Here is a 23,872-nt window from a genome sequence, read left to right as displayed (position 1 = left end):
GACTTCTGACTTCTGACTTCTGACTTCTGACTTCTGACTTCTGACTTCTGACTTCTGACTTCTGACTTCTGACTTCTGACTTCTGACTTCTGACTTCTGACTTCTGACTTCTGACTTCTGACTTCTGCTATATCTTGTAGATTAATTATCTAAATCATAGAATTAAAAGCTTATAAAATCTAGTTTTATTAATGGGTTAATGGTTAATTTAAAAATTGTCATTGTTCTTCAATTAACCATTAACCATTATATTTGCATAACTATCAGGTAAACAGGATTGTTTTCCTACTCCCTGCTCCCTGCTCCCTGCTCCCTAAAAACCCATAAATTTGTACCTAATTGAATTGCCAACCGCTGTAATCATTAACCATTAAAGAATTTGGAAACTGAGCTTTCAATGCTGGCAATACTGGACAGGGTTTCTTCTGCTGCAAGTTATCTCCTTTACCACTAAAGGTATTCCACCGAAATGGTCCCAAATCGGCGGCGGCCATCCACAGCAATCGTTTAGCTCGGGTCATGGCTACATAGAGTAAGCGGAATTCTTCAGCAGTCTTAAGCTGTGCGGCTTGTTCCCAAGCCTCGGGTGCCATGGGTAAGGGTTTACCGTGAAGGTAGGCACGAATTTGAGCTCTGGCTACTTCTGCTAGGGTAAATTCTCCCAAAAACTGAGCAGCAGTAGGTACCCACGGATTACCTGGAAGGGTGTCTTCATGGAGAAAGGGCAAGAAAACATAGTCCCAGTCTAATCCTTTGGCTTTGTGCATGGTGATTACAGTCAGTTGATGGGAACGCAGATAAGGGGATTCTGTATTGTCTGGGTCTACAGGTTCAAAACGTTCTGAGCTAACGATTTCCTGAAGTACTGTTAGAGTTTCACTGATAGAACTGTTGCCAAAGGTCTGTTTTGCTATCCGTTCGGCTAATTTATCTGCTGTGGCTAGCTCGGATTGGTCATAGTTTAAGGTCTGAGCTAGGAAGGAAATTAGGTGATAATTGGGCAGTTCTAGACGAGCACGTAGTAAATCACAGCAGTAGCGGCGAGCTTTGATAACTGCTTTTGTCTGGGGTGGGTCCAATGGACCAGGATAGAGGAATTGTTCGGGATAGGTCGATAAAGCATTGAGGTCTTGGGTGGGAATTAACTGACGTTTTACCAAGACATCTAGGGCAGCTTTTAGGTAATCCGGAGAATGGGGACGGTCGAGAAATTGCAGCAGTGTTAGGATTTGACTGGGAACGTGGGATTCGCGATCGCGTTTTTGGACATCATACACCTCAATCTCATGCTGGCGTTTGAGATACTCCAGTTGTTCCACCACAAAAGTCCCTTGTCGATTCTCCCGCACCAGCACAGCAGCGTTATGGTTTTGGTTTTTGGCAAATAGCTCCACTACTCGCTTTCCAATCAGCTCGACTGTGTGGTAGATGTCCTTAGGAGTGTAGAGTTCTAAACCTCTCCCTTCTGGATTTGGGTTGGCATCCGGTTGAGGGTCATTGGCATCGACTCGACGAATGGTTTGAGGACGAAAGGGTAGCTCCGTCGCTGGTTCGGTTTGGGGGATAGAGTCTGGCTGTGGTACTGTTTCGGTAGAGTTTTTGCTGCCATAGGTGCTATTGACCCAATTTACGATAAAGTTAGCAGCATCGATGATAACCTGGCTACTGCGACCCGCTTGATCCATTGTGGCTAAACGTCCTATTCCCTGACATTTTTGGCAAAACCAATTGAAGTAAATCGGGTCAGCTGGGGTAAAGGTAGAGTTAATGGCTTGATTGGGGTCTCCAACTCGGATCAGATTTGTTAAAGGTTGGGAGGTTGTTCGCGTAGCGTGGCCAATAGGCCAAGGTTGGTTTGGTTGGGAGGTTGAAGGTTGGGAGGTTGTTCGCGTAGCGTGGCCAATAGGCCAAGGTTGGGAGGTTGTTCGCGTAGCGTGGCCAATAGGCCAAGGTTGGGAGGTTGAAGGTTGGGAGGTTGTTCGCGTAGCGTGGCCAATAGGCCAAGGTTGGGAGGTTGAAGGTTGGGAGGTTGTTCGCGTAGCGTGGCCAATAGGCCAAGGTTGGGAGGTTGAAGGTTGGGAGGTTGTTCGCGTAGCGTGGCCAATAGGCCAAGGTTCAAGGTTTGGTTCGGAACTAGCTGGGAATGTGGCTAGGGTTTGCAAGAGTAGGTATTGTAAGGGTGTAGAATCTTGGGCTTCGTCTTCAAAGACGGCAAAAAATTGATTTTGCCAGAGCTGACGGATGGCATCGTTTTGTAGGACTCTCAGCGCGGCTAGAATCATGTCATCGTAGTCGATAAACTCACGCGATCGCACTATGGTTTGATACTGTTGATACAGTCCTGCTGCGATCGCTAATATCCCATATTCATCGGTTGTCTGTTCACTGAGGTGCCACAAATCTGCTGGTAATAACCCAGAACTTTTGGCTTCATGGATAACAGTGTAGGCCAGGTTAGGTAACACTTCCGTTCGCAATACGGATTGTCTGCGCAACCGTTCTGTTTCTTCTCCATCAAAGCTTCGACCTTCGAGCAAGGTAAGATACCGGCGTGGATAATTAGCAATCCACTGTTCCACACAAGCACGGATTAAGCGATGACTTTGATTTGGAGTTACTAGAGTACTACTGTCTAGATTAAGTCCCGATAATTCTGGATGACGGTTAGCAATGTAGAGGGCTAAACCATGTAAGGTATAGACTACAAAACTATTTTGTGGGACCTTAAGGGTTTTTAGGTCATCGCGGATTTTAGCTCGAATACTGGCAGCCGCAGAGCGAGTGAAGGTGACTACCAGCAATTGATATCTGCTATGGAGTTGGTAATTTGCGATCGCAATGGCTGCAGCTTTTGCCATGCCAGTAGATTTCCCAGCACCAGGGACAGCAGAAACTGCTAAGGTTCCCCCTTGCCAGTCGGCCATTGGTTGTTGTCCCCGTCTTAAACTATTGCGGAGTCGTTGTAGTTCTTGGGCACGCCAAGCGGCGAGGGGGGTTTGCTGTGAGCCTGACTTGGTATCTGTATCCTCTGACATGTTGAGATTTGCTGCAAGTGACTATTTTTTGGTATTGTAATTAGCCCAGGTTGCAAATCGCTATCGCTTTTGGTTAAGCTGGTTGGTCATTCAACCATTAGACCTCGCGAGTAGGGACAGATTTTCACAGGGAACTCAGATCCTAGAGTAGCTTAATCATTCTTCATAAATTCGTAAAATGATCACTAATTACGCAAAAATGAGCCAAAAATGGGCTTATTATGCGTTTTTATCCATAAAACATGCCAAAACTACATTGGCAGTTTTAGTTCTGCTGAGGATATTTTAGGAACGGAAACTCTCAAAGACTTCTTTCGCTTTTCTCATTTTAAGGAGGAGATTATGAAGCGAGTTGCGATGTTTTTCATGTCCTTGATGGCTGCACTGGTACTTATTGCTACCCCAGCTTATGCAGTGACTATTCAAACAGGGATGATTAACCTGAATTCCTCAGGCCCAGCTGAAACAACAAATGGTGACACAAGCACATTCACAGAAGTGTTCTTCCCAACCCCATTTCCGGAAGGCTCAGATGTGATCGTGATTCCAATGGTTCAAACCTTTAATGGAGCAGATACCCCTGGTGTCAGGATCGCAGATGTAACCACGGAGAGCTTTAAGTTCAGAATGAACGAATTAGTTCGGGGTGGTCCAAGGCAGGCCCTCTCAGATGGTCCACATACAACTGAAACCATAGGTTGGATCGCTATCGGTGAGTAATCGCTCTTAGGGGTTTTTTCTGACCCCTGTCGCCTGTGCCCCATGGATGGGGCACAGGCGATTTAAGTATTTGGTTCGGAGTTCCCTGAAGACTAAGCAAACTAGAAAAAATCCTTTGGGATGATCAGCGAATAACTATCAAAATTAGGTCTACCAGCTTCCAAGCTATAATCACTATAGACGCTGATCTTGAAAAGAGGTCAAAGGAATGGTGGAACGGCCGCCCCGCTATAGCAAAGAAGAATTCGCCCAACGAGGCAATCATATTGGCATTGCTGAGGGGCGGAATGAATATGAGTGGGGTGGGCATCCTGCCTGGGAATATTGATAACCGTCAAGATGCCGGTTCCACGCCTGATGCCGTTAAGCTGTATCAGCCTTATTTCAACTTTCACTGGTCACAAGCCTTAGGATAGTTCACTGGCGTTAACCGCTCCAACCCAAGATTCCGAAAGATGACTCTATACTCAAAGTGTAGAGTTCTAGTGGATCACAGGATCAGCAATGAAGATTAAAGTAGTTATTTGGCAAGAGCATGGGGTATGGTGTGGCTCAGTTCCAGCACTACCTGGATGTCATACATGGGGTGAAAGCTATGAACACCTTATAGAAATGCTTGAAGAAGCTGTCCAGGGTTGGATTGAGGTGGCGAGCGAAAGGGAAGAGTTTGAGCCTGATAAGCAGTTAGTTGAACTATCCCTATGAAGTCTATATCTGGCAAGGCTCTCTGCAAAATTGTTGAGAAGCGAGGATGGGTTCTCAAACGAATCAATAGTAGTCATCACATTTATAGCAAGAAGGGTGTTCAAGCTATTCTCTCTATCCCTGTTCATGGCAACCGAGATTTACCGACTGGAATTTTAAGTAAGCTCATGAGGGATGCTAATCTCAGGGAAGAAGACTTGGGTAAGTAAAGTTGTGTTTACTATTGGTCTAGCAGGTTCCGATCTATAATCACCATAGACGCTGATCTTCTTGAAAAGAGGTCAAAGGAATGGTGGAACGGCAGCCCCGCTATAGCAAAGAAGAATTCGCCCAACGAGGCAATTATATTTATGAGATTCAAGTACGTCCTTTGCTTGAAGAAGGCAATTATGGAAAAATCGTAGCGATCGACATTGAAACGGGAGCTTTTGAACTTGCCGATACTCCGATCGCGGCCACTGATCAACTCTATGAGCGATACCCTGATGCCCAACCTTGGGTAATTCGGATCGGACATCGTGCAGTTTATCGTTTTGGTTCTCGGAGCTTGAAGAAATTGGTATGATGCAAGGCTTTGTTAACCAAAATTGTGAAGCGGTTTATTGCTATTATCAGTTCAACCTAAAATGTACCCTTTAAGGGGTAACTCTGAGAACCGTAAGAGTGTTTGCAGCTATCCTAGAAAAAATCCAGGACAAAATTCTTCGACAACAGTATGTGATGACGATCCATGCTGATGAAGAAATGGATGACGACAATCTGATGCTGGCGGATGTTGAGCAGGCCATTCTCACTGGTGAAATTATCGAGCGTCAGAAGGATAGAGCTACCGCAGAGTACAAATACCGGATTCAAGGATATTCAACTGATGGCGATCCTGTGGAAGTAATTGTTAAGCTAGGCTCATCTGGCAAGGTTATAATCATCACAGTCTATGCACTCTGAAATTGAAGAATTTACTGTTTGCGATGTTTGTGGTTTTGCTGAAGCCAGAACTCGCTATGGATCTCGAGCCTATGGGAAAGGAAAAGATCTACTGGTGATTGAAAATGTACCTATGGTTAGCTGCCCTAGTTGCGGTACGAGTTACTTAACATCATTGACTCTTAAAGAGATTGACCGTATTAAGCGCGATCGCAAGACAGTAGCAGTAACAAAATCTGTGAAGGTTGCTAGTTTCTAAGTTTAATATTAACGAGTCCACTAAACACAGGGAACTTCAATATCATGGCAGATGGTAAATCCAAAGTCGCACTGATTACCGGCGCATCATCGGGTATGGGCAAAGAAATGGCCAAATCTCTGCTGAAGGATGGTCTGACCGTAGTAGTGGCGGCACGTAGTGTTGAGAAAATGGCTGACCTTAGAGAGTTGGGTGCTCACCCACTCCGTTGGACATCACCGATGAGGCCAGTATCCAGGCTGCGGTGAATGAAATTCTAGACACTTATGGCAAGGTCTCGCCCCGCTGACCTTAACCGTTAGACTTTGCTGAGTATCAGTAGATGGTCTTCAGAACTGTTAACATTGACTTTGTCTTTTGGATGTGCTTCCATTGTCAAGCACCAAATGCACTACAGTTGCGTTTACCTAAAGGTGAGAGCGATCGCAACATTGGGCTAGACAAATCATTATGGATCAAATCATAGCAAAGGTTTTCTTAGAATGCGTTCGCGCAATCGATGCCAGCGAGTTGATAAGTCGCGTTTCTTCCACGGACAAAGAGTTTAGCTTTCAAAATTGGTTTGCTGTTCGTCTTGAAAGGCTTTCCTTGAACTTCGATGAACCTTCAAGAAATGCTTATCCAGACTTCAGGCTTGTTGATTTCCCCCTTGGCTTCGAGATAAAAGGATTAGGATTTCCAGGCAGGGAAGCAAACTATGACTGCAATAGTCAAGTGCCTTCAGGTCTGCATAATGGGAGGACAATTTACTATGTGTTTGGACGATACCCAGCAAAAACCAAGGAAAAGAACTATCCAGTCTATGATCTTGTCATGTGTCATGGCAATTTCTTAAATGCAGACCATTCTTATATCCATAAAAATAAGAATCTTAAAGGTTTCGGTAGCTATGGAGACATTATGATTCGTGACCGAAAAATGTATGTTGCACCTACACCATTTGCCCTTACGGATGGCACAGAACGCCAAGTTACTCTGATTGCTCCAACTGGCTTTAAATTTGGTATAGATTTAAAACACTCGGGTACTATCACACGTATAGAGACTCCAAGGCTGATCAGGGGTTATTACTTTGATATGATTGAACATACGCTTACACCTTCCTATATAGATAATCCAAACGCAGGAAAGAAACACACATTTGAAGTTTTTCGTGCAGCAAAATCTTTAGGACCAACAGTCACTCTTCGTTGATATGGAACTTTCATTCACAAGTCTTTTTTCTGGTGCAGGTGGCTTAGATCTCGGCTTTGAAATGGCTGGTTTTAAACATCTATACTCCACAGATATTGATACATGGAGCGTTAAAACACTCCGTAATAATCGACCTGAGTGGGATGTTGAAGAAGCTGATATTCGAGAACTATCAGAAAGAGATTTACCTGATAGTGATGTAATTTTAGCAGGCGTTCCATGTCAGGGCTTTTCACTGGGAGGGAATCGAAAGGAAAATGACGAGAGGAATTTTCTGTTTCAAGAAGTTGTCCGAATGGCAAAGATCAAGAAGCCTCGCTTTATCGTAATTGAGAATGTTCTAAATCTCAGGACAATGAAAGAACCCAAAAGTGGAAAGCCTTTTGTTGACGTAATTTCAGAGCATTTCAAGAGTCTTGGATACTACATAAAATATAATGTATTCAGAGTATCTGGTTTTGGAGTGCCTCAAACGAGAAGAAGATTTATTTTTATTGCCAGCTTCGACCGATTTCCCTCAGCTTTTCACTGGCCCACGCCAGAGCCAGATACACCAGCATCAGCCTATTTAGCTGATCTGGCTGCCAATCCATTCATTTCCCTTCCTAATCATTGTCCTGAATGGGGCTTCAAAAGCCGTGTTCATGAGGAGACTGGAAAGGCATTTGATCCTACTGAGACCCCTGTACCATGTAGATTCTCTCGAACTGGTTCTGACGGACATCCAATAAGATCTTTGGATGCCCCATTTCCTGCTATTGATACTGGAACTATTTGGGGGTGGGCTCAGGGAAATGTGGTGGCAGAAAGAAAGGAAAAAGATCGCGTCAATGGGCAATTTGTAAGGAATCAAAATATTAACTTAAAGCTATGGCGTATCAGTGCAAGCCGTCTGCGAAGCTTTACTAATCGTGAATATGCCCGACTTCAAACTTTCCCAGACTCATGGGTATTTCATGGAGGAAATAAACGTCATGTCCACCAGCAGATTGGCAACGCTGTTCCTGTACAATTTGCCTATCGAGTTGCCTGTTTTCTTCAAGCAGTTTACCAAGCACAGTGTTTAGGCCAACCAATGAATTTATTTACTAATAATACGGTATTACAACTGGAATTGAATTTATAACTCAATAATTTGGTATGCTCAAGCCGATTCGTAGGTTGGTTTGAAGGACAAAACCCAACAAGACCCCAACCATCCCTAGCCATGTTAAAAGGGTGACAATGGGCAGGTAAAACCTGGAGATTATTAACGAGTTACAACACCTAGAGCCTTGCCATCTCTCCCTGAGTCCAATAGACTCATTTAGAATCAACGAATCGCACCCTAAACTATGCATCGCATCGCCGCAACTCCGGGAGGATGGAACCCTGAAGCTGAAGGGGTTATCTTCATCGAACAAACCCCAGCACCGATTATTTTCCTGACTGCTGCTGACACGGATATCCAAACCCTAGCCGCATCGGTATCCCAACTTCCGCCAGATTTTCCAGCTATCCGAGTCGCTAATCTGTTGCAGTTGCAGCAACAACTAACCATTGATACCTATGCTGAGGATATCTTGGCCAAAGCACGGATTATCATTATCAGATTATTGGGGGGACGCTCCTACTGGTCTTATGGCTTAGAAGTGGTGAAAGAAACAGTAGAACAAACTGGCGCTAGGTTATTGGTTTTACCAGGAGATGACCGACCAGATCCGACGTTAACTAGTCACTCCACAGAAACTATTCCGATAGTGAATCAATTATGGCGCTACTTTACAGAAGGCGGTGTTGAGAATTTCACTAATGCTCTGAAATTTGTCGTAGATGTATGCCTGGAGCAAACCAATAATCCACCACCACCCAAACCTGTGCCTCGGGTTGGGGTTTATCCATGGCAATCGGGGATAAAGGTTAACAGGTTGAAGGTTAATAGGTTGAAGGTTAGCAGGTTGAAGGTTAACAGGTTGAAGGTAGGTATCCTGTTCTACCGTGCCCATTACTTAGCGGGAAATACAGCACCGATTGATGGGTTATGTCAGGCTTTGGTAGAACGGGGCTTGGAACCGGTGCCAGTGTTTGTGTCTTCTTTACGGGATCTAGAGGTACAAAGGGAATTGTTAGGCTATTTCCAAACTCCCGATAGCTCTAGTAGTGCGATTGAGCTTTGCTCACGCTACGCGATCGCACTCTTGCTGAATACCACTAGTTTCTCGGTGGCTAAGTTGGATGCTGAGGTACATCAGTTGGAGTTGTGGGAACGGCTGGATGTGCCTGTGTTGCAGGTTATTTTAAGTAGTGGCACGGTGGAACAGTGGGAGTCTGGGTTTCAGGGATTGATGCCCAGGGATACTGCCATGAATGTGGCGTTGCCAGAGGTGGATGGGCGAATTATTAGTCGTGCGATTTCCTTTAAGTCGGCGCAACGGTGGAATCCTGCTCTGGAAACGGATGTGGTGGTTTATGAACCAGTATGCGATCGCATTCAGTTCGTAGCAGATTTAGCCATGAATTGGCTACAGTTACGGCAAACCCTACCGCATCAGAGAAGGGTTGCTCTGATTTTAGCTAATTATCCCAATCGAGATGGCAGGCTGGCCAATGGCGTAGGATTAGATACCCCGGCCAGTTGTGTAGAGATTTTAAAAGGGTTACGGGATGCTGGGTATTGGGTTGACAGGATTCCGGAAACTGGGGATGAGTTGATTGAGTGGTTGACCGCTGGGGTTACCAATGATCCGGAAGGATGGCAGTTACGTTTGGTACGACAACAGTTGAGTTGGCAGGAGTATTGGGACTATTTTCAAGGGTTACCGATAGGGGTTCAAAAGGGAATCCGTGAGCGTTGGGGAGAGTTTGATGTTACAGCAAGTTTCGCCCCCCTAGCCCCCCAACTTTGGGGGGAAATTGAGTTAAAGTCCCCCAGAATTGGGGGATTTAGGGGGCTTGCAGCTAAAGGTAGTGAGGTCAATCCATCTGAAAACGGCTGTAACGGTAAAGACAGCAACGATGGCAAGGGAGAGATAACCGAGATTTCAGGATTTCCCATTTCAGGGATTCAGTTGGGAAATGTGTTTGTAGGGATTCAACCGTCTCGGGGTTATGATCTTGACCCAGCTTTGAATTATCATGCTCCCGATTTGGAACCCACTGATGGGTATTTGGCATTTTATTATTGGTTGCGGAAGTGTTTTGGTGCCCAAGCAATTGTTCATGTGGGCAAGCATGGGAATTTGGAGTGGTTACCGGGTAAGAGTTTGGCCTTGTCAGAGTGCTGTTATCCAGAAGTAGCCTTAGCAGCCATGCCTCATTTGTATCCATTTATTGTCAATGATCCGGGGGAGGGTGCTCAAGCAAAGCGTCGCGCTCAAGGGGTGATTATTGATCATTTAACCCCTCCCATGACTCGTGCTGAACTTTATGGTCCTCTGCAACAGTTGGAGGGATTGGTTGATGAGTATTATGAAGCGCAGAGTTTGGATTTGTCTCGCTTGCCAATTATTCGCGATCGCATTGTTAGACTTATCCTTGATGAGCACTTGCACGAAGATTTGGGGATTGAAGTAGACGACATCGAAGCTGGAGAATCGGAAATTACTAATCAAATTGATGCTTATCTTTGTGAATTGAAAGAAGCTCAAATTCGAGATGGATTACATGTCTTTAGTCAATGTCCCCAAGGACGTCAATTGCAGGATTTAATAGTAGCAATTGCTCGTCATCCAGGAAAGAATCGCATCGGCTTAACTCGTGCTTTAGCTCAGGATTTAGGTTGGGGTTTTGACCCCCTAACGGAAGAGTTTTCAGTGGTTAAGGAGATAGCAAAAAGCAGTATAGAAAGGGAACAGGGAACAGAGAATAAGGAACAGGGAACAGAGGAATGCTATAGTGGTAAATATACTGTTGGTGATTTGGTTGAAGTATTAGAAGAAGAAGCGTCTAAATTAGTAGAACAAATCATCACTAATTATCCATTAGCGATTACTGATGATCGATTACCGATTACTAAAACAACAAAACAAGAATTAGATTGGATACGCGATCGCCTTTTACCAGCACTACAACAAACTAATCAAGAACTTACCCAATTGTTACGGGGATTAGAGGGGAGATATGTACCGAGTGGGCCATCTGGTGCGCCGACTAGAGGACGACCGGATGTTCTGCCCACAGGTCGCAATTTTTACTCTGTTGATATCCGTGCCATTCCTACAGAAACAGCGTGGGATGTGGGGAGAAAGGCAGCTGAGGTGCTAGTGGAGCGCTATACCCAGGAAAATGGTGAGTATCCCAAAACCCTAGGGATTTCCGTATGGGGCACATCTACCATGCGTACTGGGGGAGATGATATTTCCGAAGCTCTAGCGTTGTTGGGAGTGCGACCGATTTGGGATGGGTCCTCACGGCGGGTGGTAGACTTTGAAATATTGCCAGTGTCTGTGTTACAACGTCCCCGAGTGGATGTGACCCTGCGCATCTCTGGCTTCTTTAGAGATAGTTTCCCCAATTTAATCGACCTATTTCACAATGCAGTAGTTGCTGTGGCAAGCCTGGATGAATCACCATCAGACAATCCTCTCGCAGCCCAGGTGAAACAGGAAACAGACTATTGGTTACAGGTAGGGTTGAGTCAGTCCCAAGCCCAAATGCGATCGCACTACCGCATCTTTGGCTCAAAACCAGGAGCCTATGGTGCCGGGTTACAGGGTTTGATTGAATCTCAAAACTGGCAAGATGAGCAGGATTTAGCTCGCGCTTACATTAACTGGAGTAGTTACGCCTACAGCTCATCTTCCCCCAAGGGAGCCCCAGAAGCCTTTGAGCAGCGCCTCAAACAAATGCAAGTTGTATTACACAATCAGGATAATCGGGAACATGATTTACTCGATTCAGATGATTATTACCAGTTTCAGGGGGGGTTAACCGTAGCGGTGCGGGGGTTAACTGGCAAAAATCCTCAAACCTACTTTGGTGATAATTCTATCCCTGAAAAGCCCAAAGTTCGACAGCTAAAGGAAGAGATTGCCCGAGTGTACCGTTCTCGTGTGGTGAATCCTAAGTGGATTGAGGGAGTGATGCGCCATGGTTACAAGGGAGCATTTGAAATGGCAGCAACGGTAGATTATTTGTTTGCCTATGATGCTACCGCTAATTGTGTCGCAGACCATATGTATCAAGGAGTAGCTCAGGGGTATTTATTTGACCCAGACGTCCAAGAGTTTGTCCAACAAAAGAATCCATGGGCATTGCGAGATATGGCAGAACGGTTACTGGAAGCTAATCAGCGGGGATTGTGGCAGTCAGTTGCACCAGAGACCTTAGAGAAATTGAGAGCGATCGCATTACAAGCAGAAGCAGTGATTGAAGGAGAAAATTTTGGCATTGTATAGCTAGGGAACAGGGAACAGCGGATCTGGGAATAGGGAACAGAAATATGTTTTAACCTTTACTTCGACTGCTATAGCATTTCTATTCTAATGAGGTACATAAATTTTTTTACCACTTCCGACTTTCAACTTCCGACTTCCCTCTTATGAATTGATTGCTCCTTTCGCGTAGCCTGGCCTACGGCCTCAGTCCCTGCTCCCTGCTCCCTAAAATACAAAAAAATTTGTACCTCACCTAATTAAAAATCGCTATATAGCGTTTATGCCAGTTATGAGGTATAGTCTTCTTTGACGTTGATTCCCTGTTAGGTGCGCTTGACCTATTAAGAATTAAATTCGCCACGGGTCGCACCTCTTGATGCAGCCCATCGCTATTCCCTATTCCCTATTCCCTATTCCCTATTCCCTCTTCCCTCTTCTTTCTTCTCTCTTGCCTGTTCCCTGTTCCCTGTTCCCTGTTCCCTAAAATCCCGAAATTCTGTACATCATACCTATGATAAACGCTATATGAGCTTACGTCTATTTAATAGAAAATTGTTTTAACTTAGAAGCTACTTCTTCTGGATTTGTCCGATCAGGAAACACTCAAATCGCCTTAATTTTGTTGTTAGCAACTATTTCTGGCAAGCGATGGAATTGTTTATCAGTAATAGCAATTCCATCATAGGTTTCGGCATAATCTACTTCTTTGGTAAAATTTTTATCATTATAAGCTTGAATAAAAACTCGATCTACATTCCATTTTGGCCAGTCAGCAGCAAAATATTTTTTAGCCCAATAAGGATTATGATGACAAAGATCAAAACTAACCTTTGGGTTAGCTTGTTTCATAGCACCGATCATTTCTTGTGAAAAAGCGGTTAGCTTATTAGTGCGATTTACTTTACCTGGCAACTCGGCATGGTAACCCAGATAATCGTCCCATTGGACTGCATCAATTTTAGGATATTTTTGGACAAATTCTACTAAAATATCTCTAAAAAAATTAGCAACTTCAGGAATTTCCACATCAAGAATATAATGCTCGATTCCTGGATAGGTGCGATCAACGCCCGGTACAACCCATTTTCGTTCAATAGCTAAATCAAAAATCGGGCTATTTTTATCTATTTTGATACCTTTTTCAAAATAAGCATGAACTTCCATGCCGTGTTTGTGTGCTTCATCAATTAGCCAAGTTAACCAGCGGTCGCGAAACTGATTAGGACAACTTTTATAACCGAAAGTTTTTTGCATCACTTCACTAGTGTACATAGGACAAATATTACCCCATACACCATGAATAATCGTATTAATTCCTTGAGAATGATAATGACGAACTTGTTTTCTAATCTTCTCTTCACTAGCATTATTAGTTACCTTATAACGACTTATATAAATTCCTCTGATTGCTTTTTTATCCAAAGGAGTTTGAGTTGTTGGTGATGCTGGCTGATGATTAGGTTTAACAATTGGTGTTTGAGGTTTTTGAAGTTTTTGAGCTGTTTGAGGTTTTTGATGTTTTTGAGCTGTTTGAGGTGTTGATGAAGCTGGCTGATGATTAGGTTTAACAATTGGCGAATTTGGTAAGGAAGGTGCAGTGGTTACAGAAGGCTGAGTAGGAGCCGAAGGTTGTGGTTCGGCTGGTGTCGAATTTAATCCAGGAATAGTTATTGGTAGATTTTTAGGAATAGCTATTGGTAGGTTTTGAGGTAATTTGCTAATCATGGCGAAACCTCCTTGATGGTTCAACCACCAATAACCACCGCCTAAAACCAGTAAGATTAGAGAAATAGGAATATTTGCGCATCCACATCCACTGTTTTCATTATTTTTATTCGACATCGTCAAATTCTTGCCTAGCAAGAGTTTGGGACATTATTTTAAGTTATTTTAAGCGGCTGAAGCCGAAAATCGAGATATATAGCAATTCTATATCCCATAAGGTACCTATTATCACCCTAAATCCCCCTTAATAAGGGGGACTTTGAGGTTGAGAAGCGTACCTCATAACTGCGATAAACGATATAGCTAGCGTTTTAGCAGCTTAAACTAGTAGTGTAGCATACTTTATCCGGAAGAGGCAAGCTTTTGAGCATAGGGACGCAGATTCCCTAGTTGTTTGCTAACCCATTCAGCATTAAAAATTGCTTTATATATAGGGTTGTTCACCCTCAGCCATCCTTGTTGATTAACCACCAAACCCGATAGCAGCAATTCCTTGCACTCTTGGCTGTTATCCATCGGTACATCATCTCCAGCTAAAATCTGCTGATAAAGTCCCAGCAATTTGTCAGCATAATATTTATTAGTCAAATTATTACTCAAAAGGCGAGCCGAGATGCTCCGCAAATGTTCGGGTTGATCCTGGGATTCCCAATTATCAATAATTTGATTATGTACGATTTTGCTAACCCAAGATTCCTCATTACCAGGAGCAATAGTCAACCCGACCCTTACTGAGTCTACCACCAACTGACATAGTTTTTGGGTTAGAAAAGGTTGTCCTCCTGTCCAAGCCAGTATCTCCTTGAGAATCCTTTTAGCATTACCCCCTGTTTCCTCTAATCCCTTGGCAAGGGGATATGCTTCATCGAATTCAAAGCCATTTAGTTCTATGGCTTTCCCGATATTAAACGGTGTCGGCTTTTTGCCAGTCATCAAATCCCTTGGCTTAGCTACCCCGAATAAAGCAAAGACAAGGCGATTATAGTTGGGATTAATTACTCTTTGGTTATAGCAGAATCGGATTAGGGCAAAAAAATCATCAACGGGAAAAGGTAAGTTGATAATAGTATCAATTTCATCAATGAAGATAACAATTCGCTCAGTAGGAAATTTGACCAGCAGGATATCTTCCAGGAAATAACTCAATTGCTGAAGCAGTGAGAGATACTCTTCCTGGTGCCACCAGGATTGGAAATTAAAGTCACCGAATAACTTGAAACCTCGTACTAACTCAGCCACCACTGCTTTGTACCACTGATTTGGGGTAATTATTTCGCTACCGATGCGCGTCATATCAATAGTGCTGCATCTTATACCTTCTTGTTGTAGTTGATGTCTGATTCGCACCGATAGAGAAGACTTACCCATTTGTCGGGGAGCCATAACATAACAAAAATCACCCCTTTTTAAGGCGTTATAGAGTTGGACATCGCCTTGTCTTTCTACATAGCTAGGCGCATCACTGGCTAGACTACCACCGACTTGGTATAGAAGGTAATTGTCAATCATAAAATTGTTAGTAATTATGGTTTAGGTTACAGACATTCAGCAAATAATTTAAGTTTGTTTTAAACAAAAATAACCGAATTACTATAACGCTACTAGATAAAAAATATAATCATAGCTTGTGAATAAAGTGTGAAAATATCATAGGTAGTGGAATTGTCAGCTTATGCGCTACGCGCACGCGTGCGCGTTCAGATTTCAGCTAGGGAAAGGATAACTTCGGCTCTCGGAAAAGAGAATTAGATCAAGTCCCGTTAATCATTTGTAAAATAGCAGATTTAGCAGCAATAGCAATCAATAGGTTAAATTTTCCGGAATAGACCCACAACATAACGAAAAAAATATTTAACCAAGGAATTTAACTGGGCTTCCCATCAGTCGAGGATAGCCAGCCAAGCCAAATCTGGTTGACTAATCATCCTATGGCTGAGCGGGTAATGGGTGATGGGTAATGGTCAACTACTAATTACCAAGTCCTAATTACTGATTACTAATAATCGATTGTTTAAGATAAAATTATGTATCAGCGCATCAATAGCACAGTTTTCTTAGCTTTAGTGTCCAGCATTATGGCACTCACCAATCCCACTAAAGACGCTTATCTTGATCATGCGGCATGGCACTTACATGATACTTACTGCCAGCAGAAATCCCTTCCTCTTGGGGTAAAAGCAGCTTGTTTTGTCGGTAAACCTTTACCACCTGATGCAGTTAAGCCAGTAATCGAAAGCTACACTCGTCACCAAAACTATTTTCTTTTCAGTATCTATACCACCAACTTCTGGGGTAAAAAATTTCACACTGTTGGGCTAGGGGGCAAATTTTTGGTGTTTTAATTATGTAAGCATTCAGCTCTCAGCTCTCAGCTCTCAGCTCTCAGCTCTCAGTTATAGCAAAGGGAACAGCGGATCTGGGAACAGGGAACAGGGAGTAGGGAGTAGGGAGTAGGGAGTAGGTAAAAGGGAACAAAAATTATCACAATTCCTACACGGATTGGTATATCAGCTAATGCGCTACGCGCACGCTACGCGAACAGTTATCAGCATATGCTTACAGCGTTTTTCATAACTATAAGGTACACAGCATTTTTTCCCTGTTTCCAGATCCGCTGTTCCCATATCCGCTGCTCCCTACTCCCTGCTCCCTGCTCCCTACAAACCCAAAACTTTGTACCTCAAAAATTGCAAACCGCTGTACTTAATTCTATCAGAATTGCAGCCCTATAATAAACTATTATCGTGGAAAACCTTCTATATCAAGGGATTCATAGTCTAATTCAGAGGCTGTAAACCGATATCTTTTACCACGTTCCAAACTCCTGGTTTGGTTAGTACATTCTTTAGCATTGCTTCCATCCTCTTTTCCTACAGAGCAAGATTGAAACTTTATGTTTAAAAAGTTATTGGTATAGATTCTATCGCTACCTGATGACAATTTTTGTATCCTATCATTGATCCAATACTTTACCGAGTAGGGAGTCTGATTGGATATAAGTGTACCAACTTCAGGGGTATTTGGCTTGAGAAAGCTTCGGATAACGCCGCTCCCACATTTGTACTCAGTAAGAGTCCTGATATCAGCACACAAAGACATAGGAACTTCTGAGTTCATACAAACTGATTTCGTAATAGGAGACGAATCTCTTTGTCTGACATCAATATTTCTTTTAATTACAGCAGTGAAAACTCCCGACTCAAGTACACGATCGCGTTCTTTAATCTCGTACTCAAATTTATTCTCTCCGTCTAAAACATGAAAATATTTACTATGATGTCTTTTTCCAAAACTCATCTCTGTCCCTTCTGAAGATCTACCCTCATAGTACTCTCTGTCGGTGTAAGGATATGGGTCACTAGCTACTCCTCTGGTAATATTTCTAACAATTACACGTCTTTTACGAGCTGGGGGAGTAGTACTGGAAGTAAACCGAGCCTCCCGAGAGGACCAGCTGTAACCTGGGCACTCACCTTTATACTTAGTTTCGTGAATTTCTACTTGATTGAGTTCTCGGCTACCTAAGAACTCCCATCCTATTTCAGGTCCAGGTTCTGTTTCCAAATCCTCTTCAATTTCTATTTCAGGTGCAGGTTCTGTTTCCGAACCCTCTTCAATTCCTATTTCCGGTGCAGATTTTGTTTCCGAATCCTCTTCAATTTCTATTTCCGGTGCAGATTTTGTTTCCGAATCCTCTTCAATTTCTATTTCCGGTGCAGGTTGTGTTTCCGAACCCTCTTCAACGGGCAATTGTGTTAGTGGTGTAAACTGTGCTATTGATGGTGCTATAAAAAACGTTAAAACTAGACTGCTGCTCAAAGCCATGAGCAACAAAAATTTGCTAGTTGATGTTATTTTAGGAACCATTTTGTTCCATAATCGATTTAAGTTAAGCATAAGACAACCTTAATTTAGTTAAGGGATTTAAAGGTCAAAAAACACTTGTTATAGTTTGCAATTAAATTCATCGTATCAATTAGATCTGAATTTCAATTTCGATCATTTGCTTGAGTGTGTTAAGACTAAAACCAGCAAGACGCTGAGCCTCACCCATATCATAAAAGCCATGCTTATGATACAAGTTGAGGGCAAAGTTTCCGACAATTGCTCAAATCTTTAGCAGTGCAAGACTAGCAGGGCAGATCACGGGCGCAATCAAAATGAAATAGCCCTGCATTATCAACACCACTCAGTAAATTGGTTTACCATCTTGCTGACCTATCTAATAATTAGCGAATAAGATGGTAATTTGCTTGAGGAGCTATCTGTTGAGTGCTGCTATCTTCTTTCTCTATTAATTCACTTATTGTCCCTCCAATTAAGCCCAAACAAATCATGGGGATCGAAATAATACATACGATAATTATATGTCCTAAATAAACCCTAAAGGCTAGCCCCATCAGATGCTCAACTCCATAGTCGATATGCCAATTTCCTTGTTCATCTTGATAGACGTCTTTAACTTTCATAAGTTTCCTTACTCATCCAATAAATACTAAAAATAAAGACAAAGCTTATAGATAAAATTCCGCAATTTAAAACAATTTATTTTTATTTGATTGAATCCCTGGCTATTTAAGGGGTAATCGCTCCTTTAAACTACTCATTTACTATAATCATTTTAGGAGAGCCATTTTCTTGAGGAACTATCTGTTGAATACTGGTATCTACCTGCGGTATTGATTCAATTAAGGCATCGAAAACGGAAAGTAAAAACATAAAAAACAAGAAACTCATGGGAATCGAAATAATAAATCCGATCAGTGTCTGTCCTAAATAATTCCTAATGGCTAGCCCCATCAGATTATCAACTCCATAGTCGATAGGCGAATTTCCTTGTTCATCCTGATAGACGTCTTTAACTTTCATGATTAGCCTCGCTCATCCAACAACTTAAAAAAAAATACAAATCCACAAAACTTATAGCTCACATGGCGCTATAATCGACGATGCTACCCTTTAGAAACTAAAGGTTTATCGCTATCAAAAGTTACAGGTGGCCTAGTATCTAGTCACGGAGCTGCTCCCCAAATTGATTAGTTAAGGTCTATATACTAATCAGGGCTAGCTTAAAAATTTATGCAATCGGATCTTTTTTCCGTAAGGGCAGTGGGCGGAAATGCCTTCCCTTAGCGGCTTCTAGGTCTCATCCCATCCGCGTTAACTGTGTAGCTGTGTTAACTGTGTAGTTGTTGATCAGCTCACAACCATGGTGGCTTAATCATCAAAAATATCCAACTGTTCAATGGTCATCTCTTGGTCGCTCACCTTTTGGCCAGTTGTCTTCCTAGCTAACAATTGTTTGCCAATCCCCTTGCGCAACCCCAGGGCAATTTTGCTGTGCTTCTCAATTTGCTTCATCACCTGCTTCGCCCGCTTAATCACTGAGGTTGGTAAACCCGCTAAACGTCCTGCCTCAATGCCATAAGAACGGTTAGCTCCTCCTGGCTGTACCTGATGCAAAAAGATTATTTCATTCGCTAACTCTTTTACCGTCACTTGATAATTAGCGACATTGGGCAAAATCGAGGCTAACTCATTCAACTCATGATAATGGGTGGCAAAAATCGTCCGTGCCTTAATTTCCATGGCCAGATACTCCCCCACCGCCCAAGCGATGGAAAGACCATCAAAGGTTGCTGTCCCTCGACCAATCTCATCCAACAACACTAAAGACTTATCCGTAGCATGATTGAGAATATTCGCTGTCTCGTTCATTTCCACCATAAACGTAGACTGGCCTGTTGCTAAATCATCCACCGCACCAACTCTGGTAAAAATGCGATCGCATATCCCCAAACTTGCTTCCGATGCTGGCACAAAACTTCCCACCTGTGCCATCAACTGAATCAATCCTATCTGACGCAAATAACAACTCTTCCCACTGGCGTTAGGTCCGGTCAAAATAATCAAATCAGGATTATCCGTTTCGGTGGCAGGTTTAAGGTTAGAAGGTTGAAGGTTAGCAGGTTGAAGGTTAGCAGGTTGAAGGTTAGTGTTGGTTGAAGGTTGTTCGCGTAGCGTGGCCTTTTGGCCAAGGTTAGAAGGTTGTTCGCGTAGCGTGGCCTTTTGGCCAAGGTTAGTGTCGGTTGCAGGTTGTTGGTTAGAAGGTTGTTCGCGTAGCGTGGCCTTTTGGCCAAGGTTAGAAGGTTGTTCGTTATCGGGTTGCTCGTTAGAAGGTTGCTGGTTATAATTTTCAACGTTCAACTCGGAAGAACCTTCAACCTTCAACCTTCCAACCTTCAACTCCTCTTCAACCTTCAACTCCTCTTCAACGTTCAACTCAGAATAACCTTCAACCTTCAACTCCCCGTCAACCTTCAACTCCCCATCAACCTTCAACCTTCCAACATTCAACTTCCCGTCAACCTTCAACTCCCCGTCAACCTTCAACTTGTTTTGACCTAAAGACGCGGAATTCGGGACAAACAAACCACTGGGCAAGGACTGCTCTACCACTGGATGCCGTCCATCTATAATCCGAATTTCCCGGCTTTGATCCATATCGGGACGACAATATCCCTGATAAACAGCGACCTCTGCTAATCCACACAACACATCCAATGCTGCTACTGCCCGAGACACACCCCGAATCCTGTCAGCTTCCAGCGCTACCTCATGGCGCAAACCTACAAAAATTTCATACTCTAAACGATTCAAATCCTCCCGGGCCGTCAGAATCCGTGCTTCCCTTTCCTTCAGCTCTGGGGTTATGTAGCGCTCTTCATTAACCAAGGTCTGCTTCCGAATATAGTTATCTGGTACCTGAGCTGTTTTAGCACGAGGGACACTAATGTAATATCCAAAAGTCTTATTAAACCCTACCTTCAGCTTGGGAATATCTGTCTTTTCCCGCTCCGTCACTTCCAAATTGGCAATCCACTGTTGATCCTCCTCGGCTTGAGCACGCATTTCATCCAACTGCTGGTTGACCTGAGGCCGAATTAATTTCCCCTCAGTCAGATGCAACGGTGGTGACTCTACCAGATGCTCCTGGATTGTGTGCCCTAACTCTTCCAATTGTGGCGGTACATTCTGCATCACTTTCAGATAGGGAGAAGAGCCATAAGCCGCTAGGTCAGCTAATTCCGGTAACCTCAACAGAGAATCCCCTAAGGCGACTAAATTTCTGGCATTAGCTCTACCAGAACTTGCTTTACCTGTCAACCGCTCCAAGTCATAAATTTTCCGAAGCAGCTGCTGTAAGTCCTGGCGCAGTCCAGTATTTTCCACCAATTCCGCGATCGTATCATGTCGTGCCCGGATTCCCTTAATCTCTAGTAATGGTTGCAGTAGCCAGCGCCGCAATGCTCTACCTCCCATGGCTGTACTGGTTCGATCTAGAGCCCAAAGCAGGGAACCATTAAAGGTGTTATCTCGGACAGTAGCAGTAATTTCCAGATTGCGACGAGTCTGGTGGTCGAGAATTAAATAATCAGCAATGGTATAGGTACGTAATATCTGTAACGCTACATAATTTTCTTTTTGGGTATCTTTGAGATATTCCAACAACCCACCAGCAGCACGGACACCAAGGGGCAGATGTTCACACCCTAACCCTTCAAGCGATCGCACTCTGAACTGTTCCAACAGTCGCTGTCGGGCTTCGGCCAAGGTAAAGTGTCGTTGGGGACGGAGTGCATAACAAAATGAATTTGGTAAACAATCCGGTAAACTCTCAGAAGTCTGACCAGGTCGTAGCATACTCCCCAAATCGGGAGCATTGGTGGGAATTAATACCTCAGAGGGCTGCAAGCGCATCAATTCCTGAACCAGCAGGTCTAACTCTCGGTCTTGAGTAGTCAGAAATTCCCCAGTGGAAATATCTGCATAGGCTAAACCCCAATGATTCTTAGCAATCACTACTGCTGCCAGGAAATTGTTACGACGAGCATGGAGCATCTCCTCTTCCATCAAGGTACCGGGGGTAAGGACACGGGTGACTTCCCGGCGCACCTGACGTCCTTCTTTGGCTGCCACTGAGGCATCTTCCACTTGGTCACATATTGCGATCGCATAGCCTTTTTCCACTAGCATGGTGCTGTAGCGGTCCAAAGCATGGTGAGGAACCCCCGTCATTGGCACCCGTCCCACTCCCTTACCTGCTTCTTTGCTGGTTAAGACCAGTTCCAGGGCTTCAGCAATTATCCTGGCATCCTGAAAGAAGGTTTCATAGAAGTCCCCAACTCGGTAGAGCAGCACAGCATGGGAATACTGGTCTTTTACTTCAGCAAAATGCTGCATCATCGGTGTCAGCTTACTGCGGTCCACTGTCCGATGGTCAGTATTCTCAGGCGCAACTTTCCTTGCTGCTTCAGTTGCCCTTTTCGGAAGGTTATCGTTGGATTCGGGAGTAGATGCTTGAGGGGATCTGCTCATTTACTAAGCTAGAAATACCAATACTCTATAGTAAGAGGTTAATCCAAGTCACCCTCGGTTTGTTAGATTCATTTCCACTGGGCTTACATTACTCTATCGCAATAGTTTTTTTTAAATACTAGGGAGTAGAGTAAACACATCTAATGGATTGATTCATACATATAGTGTTTATTTATTTCCCTGAACACTATATGTAGAAAATATCTTGTCAATAAGCACAATAATACCGGGTTTATTGAGAACTACCCCCAGTTTGTTGACAAGATGCGCTTACCCTGGCATTGTATAGCCTAGCCAGAATGTCTAAATTATTCTAAATTATTCTAAATTATTCTAAATTATTCTAAATTATTAGAACTAAATTATTCTAAATTAATTATGTGTATGTTTAATACTAAGCAATTCCCTTGCTGATGCCCCTATAAGTTGGAAGAAATTAAAGAGCTGTTGATGACAGTATTGTGTTTATTTAAAATCTTCTCTGTTTATTAAGAGGTTGGGAGGGAATCGAATCACACTTATACAAATTAAAAGGTGTTATACAAATGAAAAGTGTCATCAGACGTCGAAGGTTTTTGGTTGTACTCGCTACCATGACCGGGCTAACAACCTTGACCCCTGTTTTGACTCAAGGTCAGTCTGGTGTTCAGATTCTTTATGCCTTGAAGCCCAATGGTCAACTGTCCTACTATAGCTATAGTGGTCTACCGGATCCTAACAACTTTCGTAATCGGGGTGCGGAGAAGGTTATTTCAAACGGTTGGAACGAATATAGTAAAGTTTTTTCTGGAGGTTCTGGAGTTCTGTTTGCTCTAAAGCCCAACGGTCAACTGTCCTACTATAGCTATAGTGGTCTACCGGATCCTAACAACTTTCGTAATCGGGGTGCAGAGAAGGTTATTTCAGACGGTTGGAACGAATATAGTAAAGTTTTTTCTGGAGGTTCTGGAGTTCTGTTTGCTCTAAAACCCAATGGTCAACTGTCCTACTATAGCTATAGTGGTCTACCGGATCCTAACAACTTTCGTAATCGGGGTGCAGAGAAGGTTATTTCAGACGGTTGGAACGAATATAGTAAAGTTTTTTCTGGAGGTTCTGGAGTTCTGTTTGCTCTAAAACCCAATGGTCAACTGTCCTACTATAGCTATAGTGGTCTACCGGATCCTAATAACTTTCAGAATCGGGGTGCGGAGACGGTTATTTCAGACGGTTGGAACCAATACCAGAATATCTTCTAGGGTCAGCCAGGTTTATAGCTCAGGGTAAGAGCATCTCAATCACACGCTTGACAAAAGGAACCAGCGGCATTCGCATCTAAATTGCAAAACCCTGATCCAGTAAGGATTTCATCAATTGATTCATGGGTAGGACTCGATCGCTGAAATCCTCACCCCGCCAGCATGTACAAAAATAAGATGCGAATGCCGCTGGACTAATAAATTCTACTCTATTGACACTCCCCGCCCTTGAAGGACGGGGATTCTTAGTTCTACGACACGCCTTAAAATTAGCTATCCTGAAAGGCAATATTTAAGCCAAATACCCGTTCATGCATAACCAAGTATCGAGCCTAATTT

General features: G+C 43.4%; 20 protein-coding genes. 13 read left to right on the top strand and 7 right to left on the bottom strand.

Annotated elements, in window-relative coordinates:
- Positions 1 to 335 precede the first annotated feature (335 nt).
- On the bottom strand, positions 336 to 3,035 hold the full coding sequence (locus F6K57_RS24525) for an ATP-dependent helicase (RefSeq protein WP_293071271.1): 2,700 nt from the start codon (positions 3,033 to 3,035) through the stop codon (positions 336 to 338).
- A gap of 210 nt (positions 3,036 to 3,245) precedes the next feature.
- Here F6K57_RS24525 and F6K57_RS24520 point away from each other — a divergent pair, with 210 nt between their 5' ends.
- From F6K57_RS24520 to cobN, 10 genes are all read left to right on the top strand, one after another.
- The gene (locus F6K57_RS24520; RefSeq protein ID WP_293071269.1) at positions 3,246 to 3,755 is read left to right on the top strand and encodes a hypothetical protein; all 510 of its coding nucleotides are present in this window, start codon (positions 3,246 to 3,248) and stop codon (positions 3,753 to 3,755) included.
- 504 nt (positions 3,756 to 4,259) lie between these two features.
- Complete coding sequence (locus tag F6K57_RS24515; RefSeq protein ID WP_293021822.1) at positions 4,260 to 4,460, top strand: type II toxin-antitoxin system HicB family antitoxin; 201 nt, start codon at positions 4,260 to 4,262, stop codon at positions 4,458 to 4,460.
- Positions 4,457 to 4,669 carry a type II toxin-antitoxin system HicA family toxin gene (locus F6K57_RS24510; protein ID WP_293021820.1) on the top strand — a complete coding sequence of 71 codons (213 nt, stop codon included), beginning with the start codon at positions 4,457 to 4,459 and terminating at the stop codon, positions 4,667 to 4,669. Before F6K57_RS24515 ends, F6K57_RS24510 begins: the two co-directional genes overlap by 4 nt.
- Positions 4,670 to 4,749: 80 nt before the next feature.
- On the top strand, positions 4,750 to 5,025 hold the full coding sequence (locus F6K57_RS24505; protein ID WP_293071267.1) for a hypothetical protein: 276 nt from the start codon (positions 4,750 to 4,752) through the stop codon (positions 5,023 to 5,025).
- Positions 5,026 to 5,123: 98 nt separating this feature from the next.
- On the top strand, positions 5,124 to 5,405 hold the full coding sequence (locus tag F6K57_RS24500; RefSeq protein ID WP_293021816.1) for a DUF4258 domain-containing protein: 282 nt from the start codon (positions 5,124 to 5,126) through the stop codon (positions 5,403 to 5,405).
- Complete coding sequence (locus tag F6K57_RS24495; RefSeq protein WP_293021814.1) at positions 5,395 to 5,643, top strand: type II toxin-antitoxin system MqsA family antitoxin; 249 nt, start codon at positions 5,395 to 5,397, stop codon at positions 5,641 to 5,643. Before F6K57_RS24500 ends, F6K57_RS24495 begins: the two co-directional genes overlap by 11 nt.
- A 44-nt stretch (positions 5,644 to 5,687) precedes the next feature.
- Complete coding sequence (locus F6K57_RS24490; protein ID WP_293021812.1) at positions 5,688 to 5,891, top strand: SDR family NAD(P)-dependent oxidoreductase; 204 nt, start codon at positions 5,688 to 5,690, stop codon at positions 5,889 to 5,891.
- Between the two features lie 202 nt (positions 5,892 to 6,093).
- Complete coding sequence (locus F6K57_RS24485) at positions 6,094 to 6,837, top strand: hypothetical protein (protein WP_075903306.1); 744 nt, start codon at positions 6,094 to 6,096, stop codon at positions 6,835 to 6,837.
- A gap of 1 nt (position 6,838) precedes the next feature.
- Positions 6,839 to 7,963, top strand: coding sequence for a DNA (cytosine-5-)-methyltransferase (gene dcm / locus F6K57_RS24480; RefSeq protein ID WP_293071264.1), 1,125 nt, complete (start codon positions 6,839 to 6,841; stop codon positions 7,961 to 7,963).
- A 208-nt stretch (positions 7,964 to 8,171) separates the two neighbouring features.
- Positions 8,172 to 12,212: a cobaltochelatase subunit CobN gene (cobN, locus tag F6K57_RS24475; protein WP_293071262.1), complete on the top strand. Its 4,041-nt coding sequence runs from the start codon at positions 8,172 to 8,174 to the stop codon at positions 12,210 to 12,212.
- A 582-nt stretch (positions 12,213 to 12,794) separates the two neighbouring features.
- Here cobN and F6K57_RS24470 read toward each other — a convergent pair.
- Positions 12,795 to 14,033 carry a family 10 glycosylhydrolase gene (locus F6K57_RS24470; protein WP_364304001.1) on the bottom strand — a complete coding sequence of 413 codons (1,239 nt, stop codon included), beginning with the start codon at positions 14,031 to 14,033 and terminating at the stop codon, positions 12,795 to 12,797.
- Positions 14,034 to 14,258: 225 nt separating this feature from the next.
- Positions 14,259 to 15,425, bottom strand: a complete 1,167-nt coding sequence (locus tag F6K57_RS24465; protein ID WP_293071260.1) for an AAA-like domain-containing protein — start codon at positions 15,423 to 15,425, stop codon at positions 14,259 to 14,261.
- A gap of 515 nt (positions 15,426 to 15,940) precedes the next feature.
- On the opposite strand from F6K57_RS24465, the gene F6K57_RS24460 reads away from it, so the two are divergent.
- Complete coding sequence (locus F6K57_RS24460; protein WP_070395137.1) at positions 15,941 to 16,258, top strand: DUF4359 domain-containing protein; 318 nt, start codon at positions 15,941 to 15,943, stop codon at positions 16,256 to 16,258.
- Positions 16,259 to 16,468: 210 nt separating this feature from the next.
- On the top strand, positions 16,469 to 16,648 hold the full coding sequence (locus F6K57_RS24455; RefSeq protein WP_293071258.1) for a hypothetical protein: 180 nt from the start codon (positions 16,469 to 16,471) through the stop codon (positions 16,646 to 16,648).
- Positions 16,649 to 16,655: 7 nt separating this feature from the next.
- Here F6K57_RS24455 and F6K57_RS24450 read toward each other — a convergent pair whose 3' ends face one another.
- The 4 genes from F6K57_RS24450 to mutS form a co-directional block, all read right to left on the bottom strand.
- The gene (locus F6K57_RS24450; protein ID WP_293071256.1) at positions 16,656 to 17,813 is read right to left on the bottom strand and encodes a hypothetical protein; all 1,158 of its coding nucleotides are present in this window, start codon (positions 17,811 to 17,813) and stop codon (positions 16,656 to 16,658) included.
- A 332-nt stretch (positions 17,814 to 18,145) separates the two neighbouring features.
- On the bottom strand, positions 18,146 to 18,385 hold the full coding sequence (locus F6K57_RS24445; protein WP_293071254.1) for a hypothetical protein: 240 nt from the start codon (positions 18,383 to 18,385) through the stop codon (positions 18,146 to 18,148).
- A gap of 130 nt (positions 18,386 to 18,515) precedes the next feature.
- Positions 18,516 to 18,785, bottom strand: coding sequence for a hypothetical protein (locus tag F6K57_RS24440; RefSeq protein ID WP_293071252.1), 270 nt, complete (start codon positions 18,783 to 18,785; stop codon positions 18,516 to 18,518).
- A 348-nt stretch (positions 18,786 to 19,133) separates the two neighbouring features.
- Positions 19,134 to 22,295 carry a DNA mismatch repair protein MutS gene (gene mutS / locus F6K57_RS24435; protein WP_293071250.1) on the bottom strand — a complete coding sequence of 1,054 codons (3,162 nt, stop codon included), beginning with the start codon at positions 22,293 to 22,295 and terminating at the stop codon, positions 19,134 to 19,136.
- Positions 22,296 to 22,840: 545 nt separating this feature from the next.
- Here mutS and F6K57_RS24430 point away from each other — a divergent pair.
- Entirely contained in the window at positions 22,841 to 23,533 is a 693-nt protein-coding gene (locus F6K57_RS24430) for a tachylectin-related carbohydrate-binding protein (protein WP_293071248.1), read from the top strand.
- Positions 23,534 to 23,872: the final 339 nt, after the last annotated feature.

Source organism: Moorena sp. SIO4A5, assembly GCF_010672005.1.
Taxonomy (GTDB): domain Bacteria; phylum Cyanobacteriota; class Cyanobacteriia; order Cyanobacteriales; family Coleofasciculaceae; genus Moorena.
This window is presented reverse-complemented; position numbering and strand designations above follow the sequence as displayed.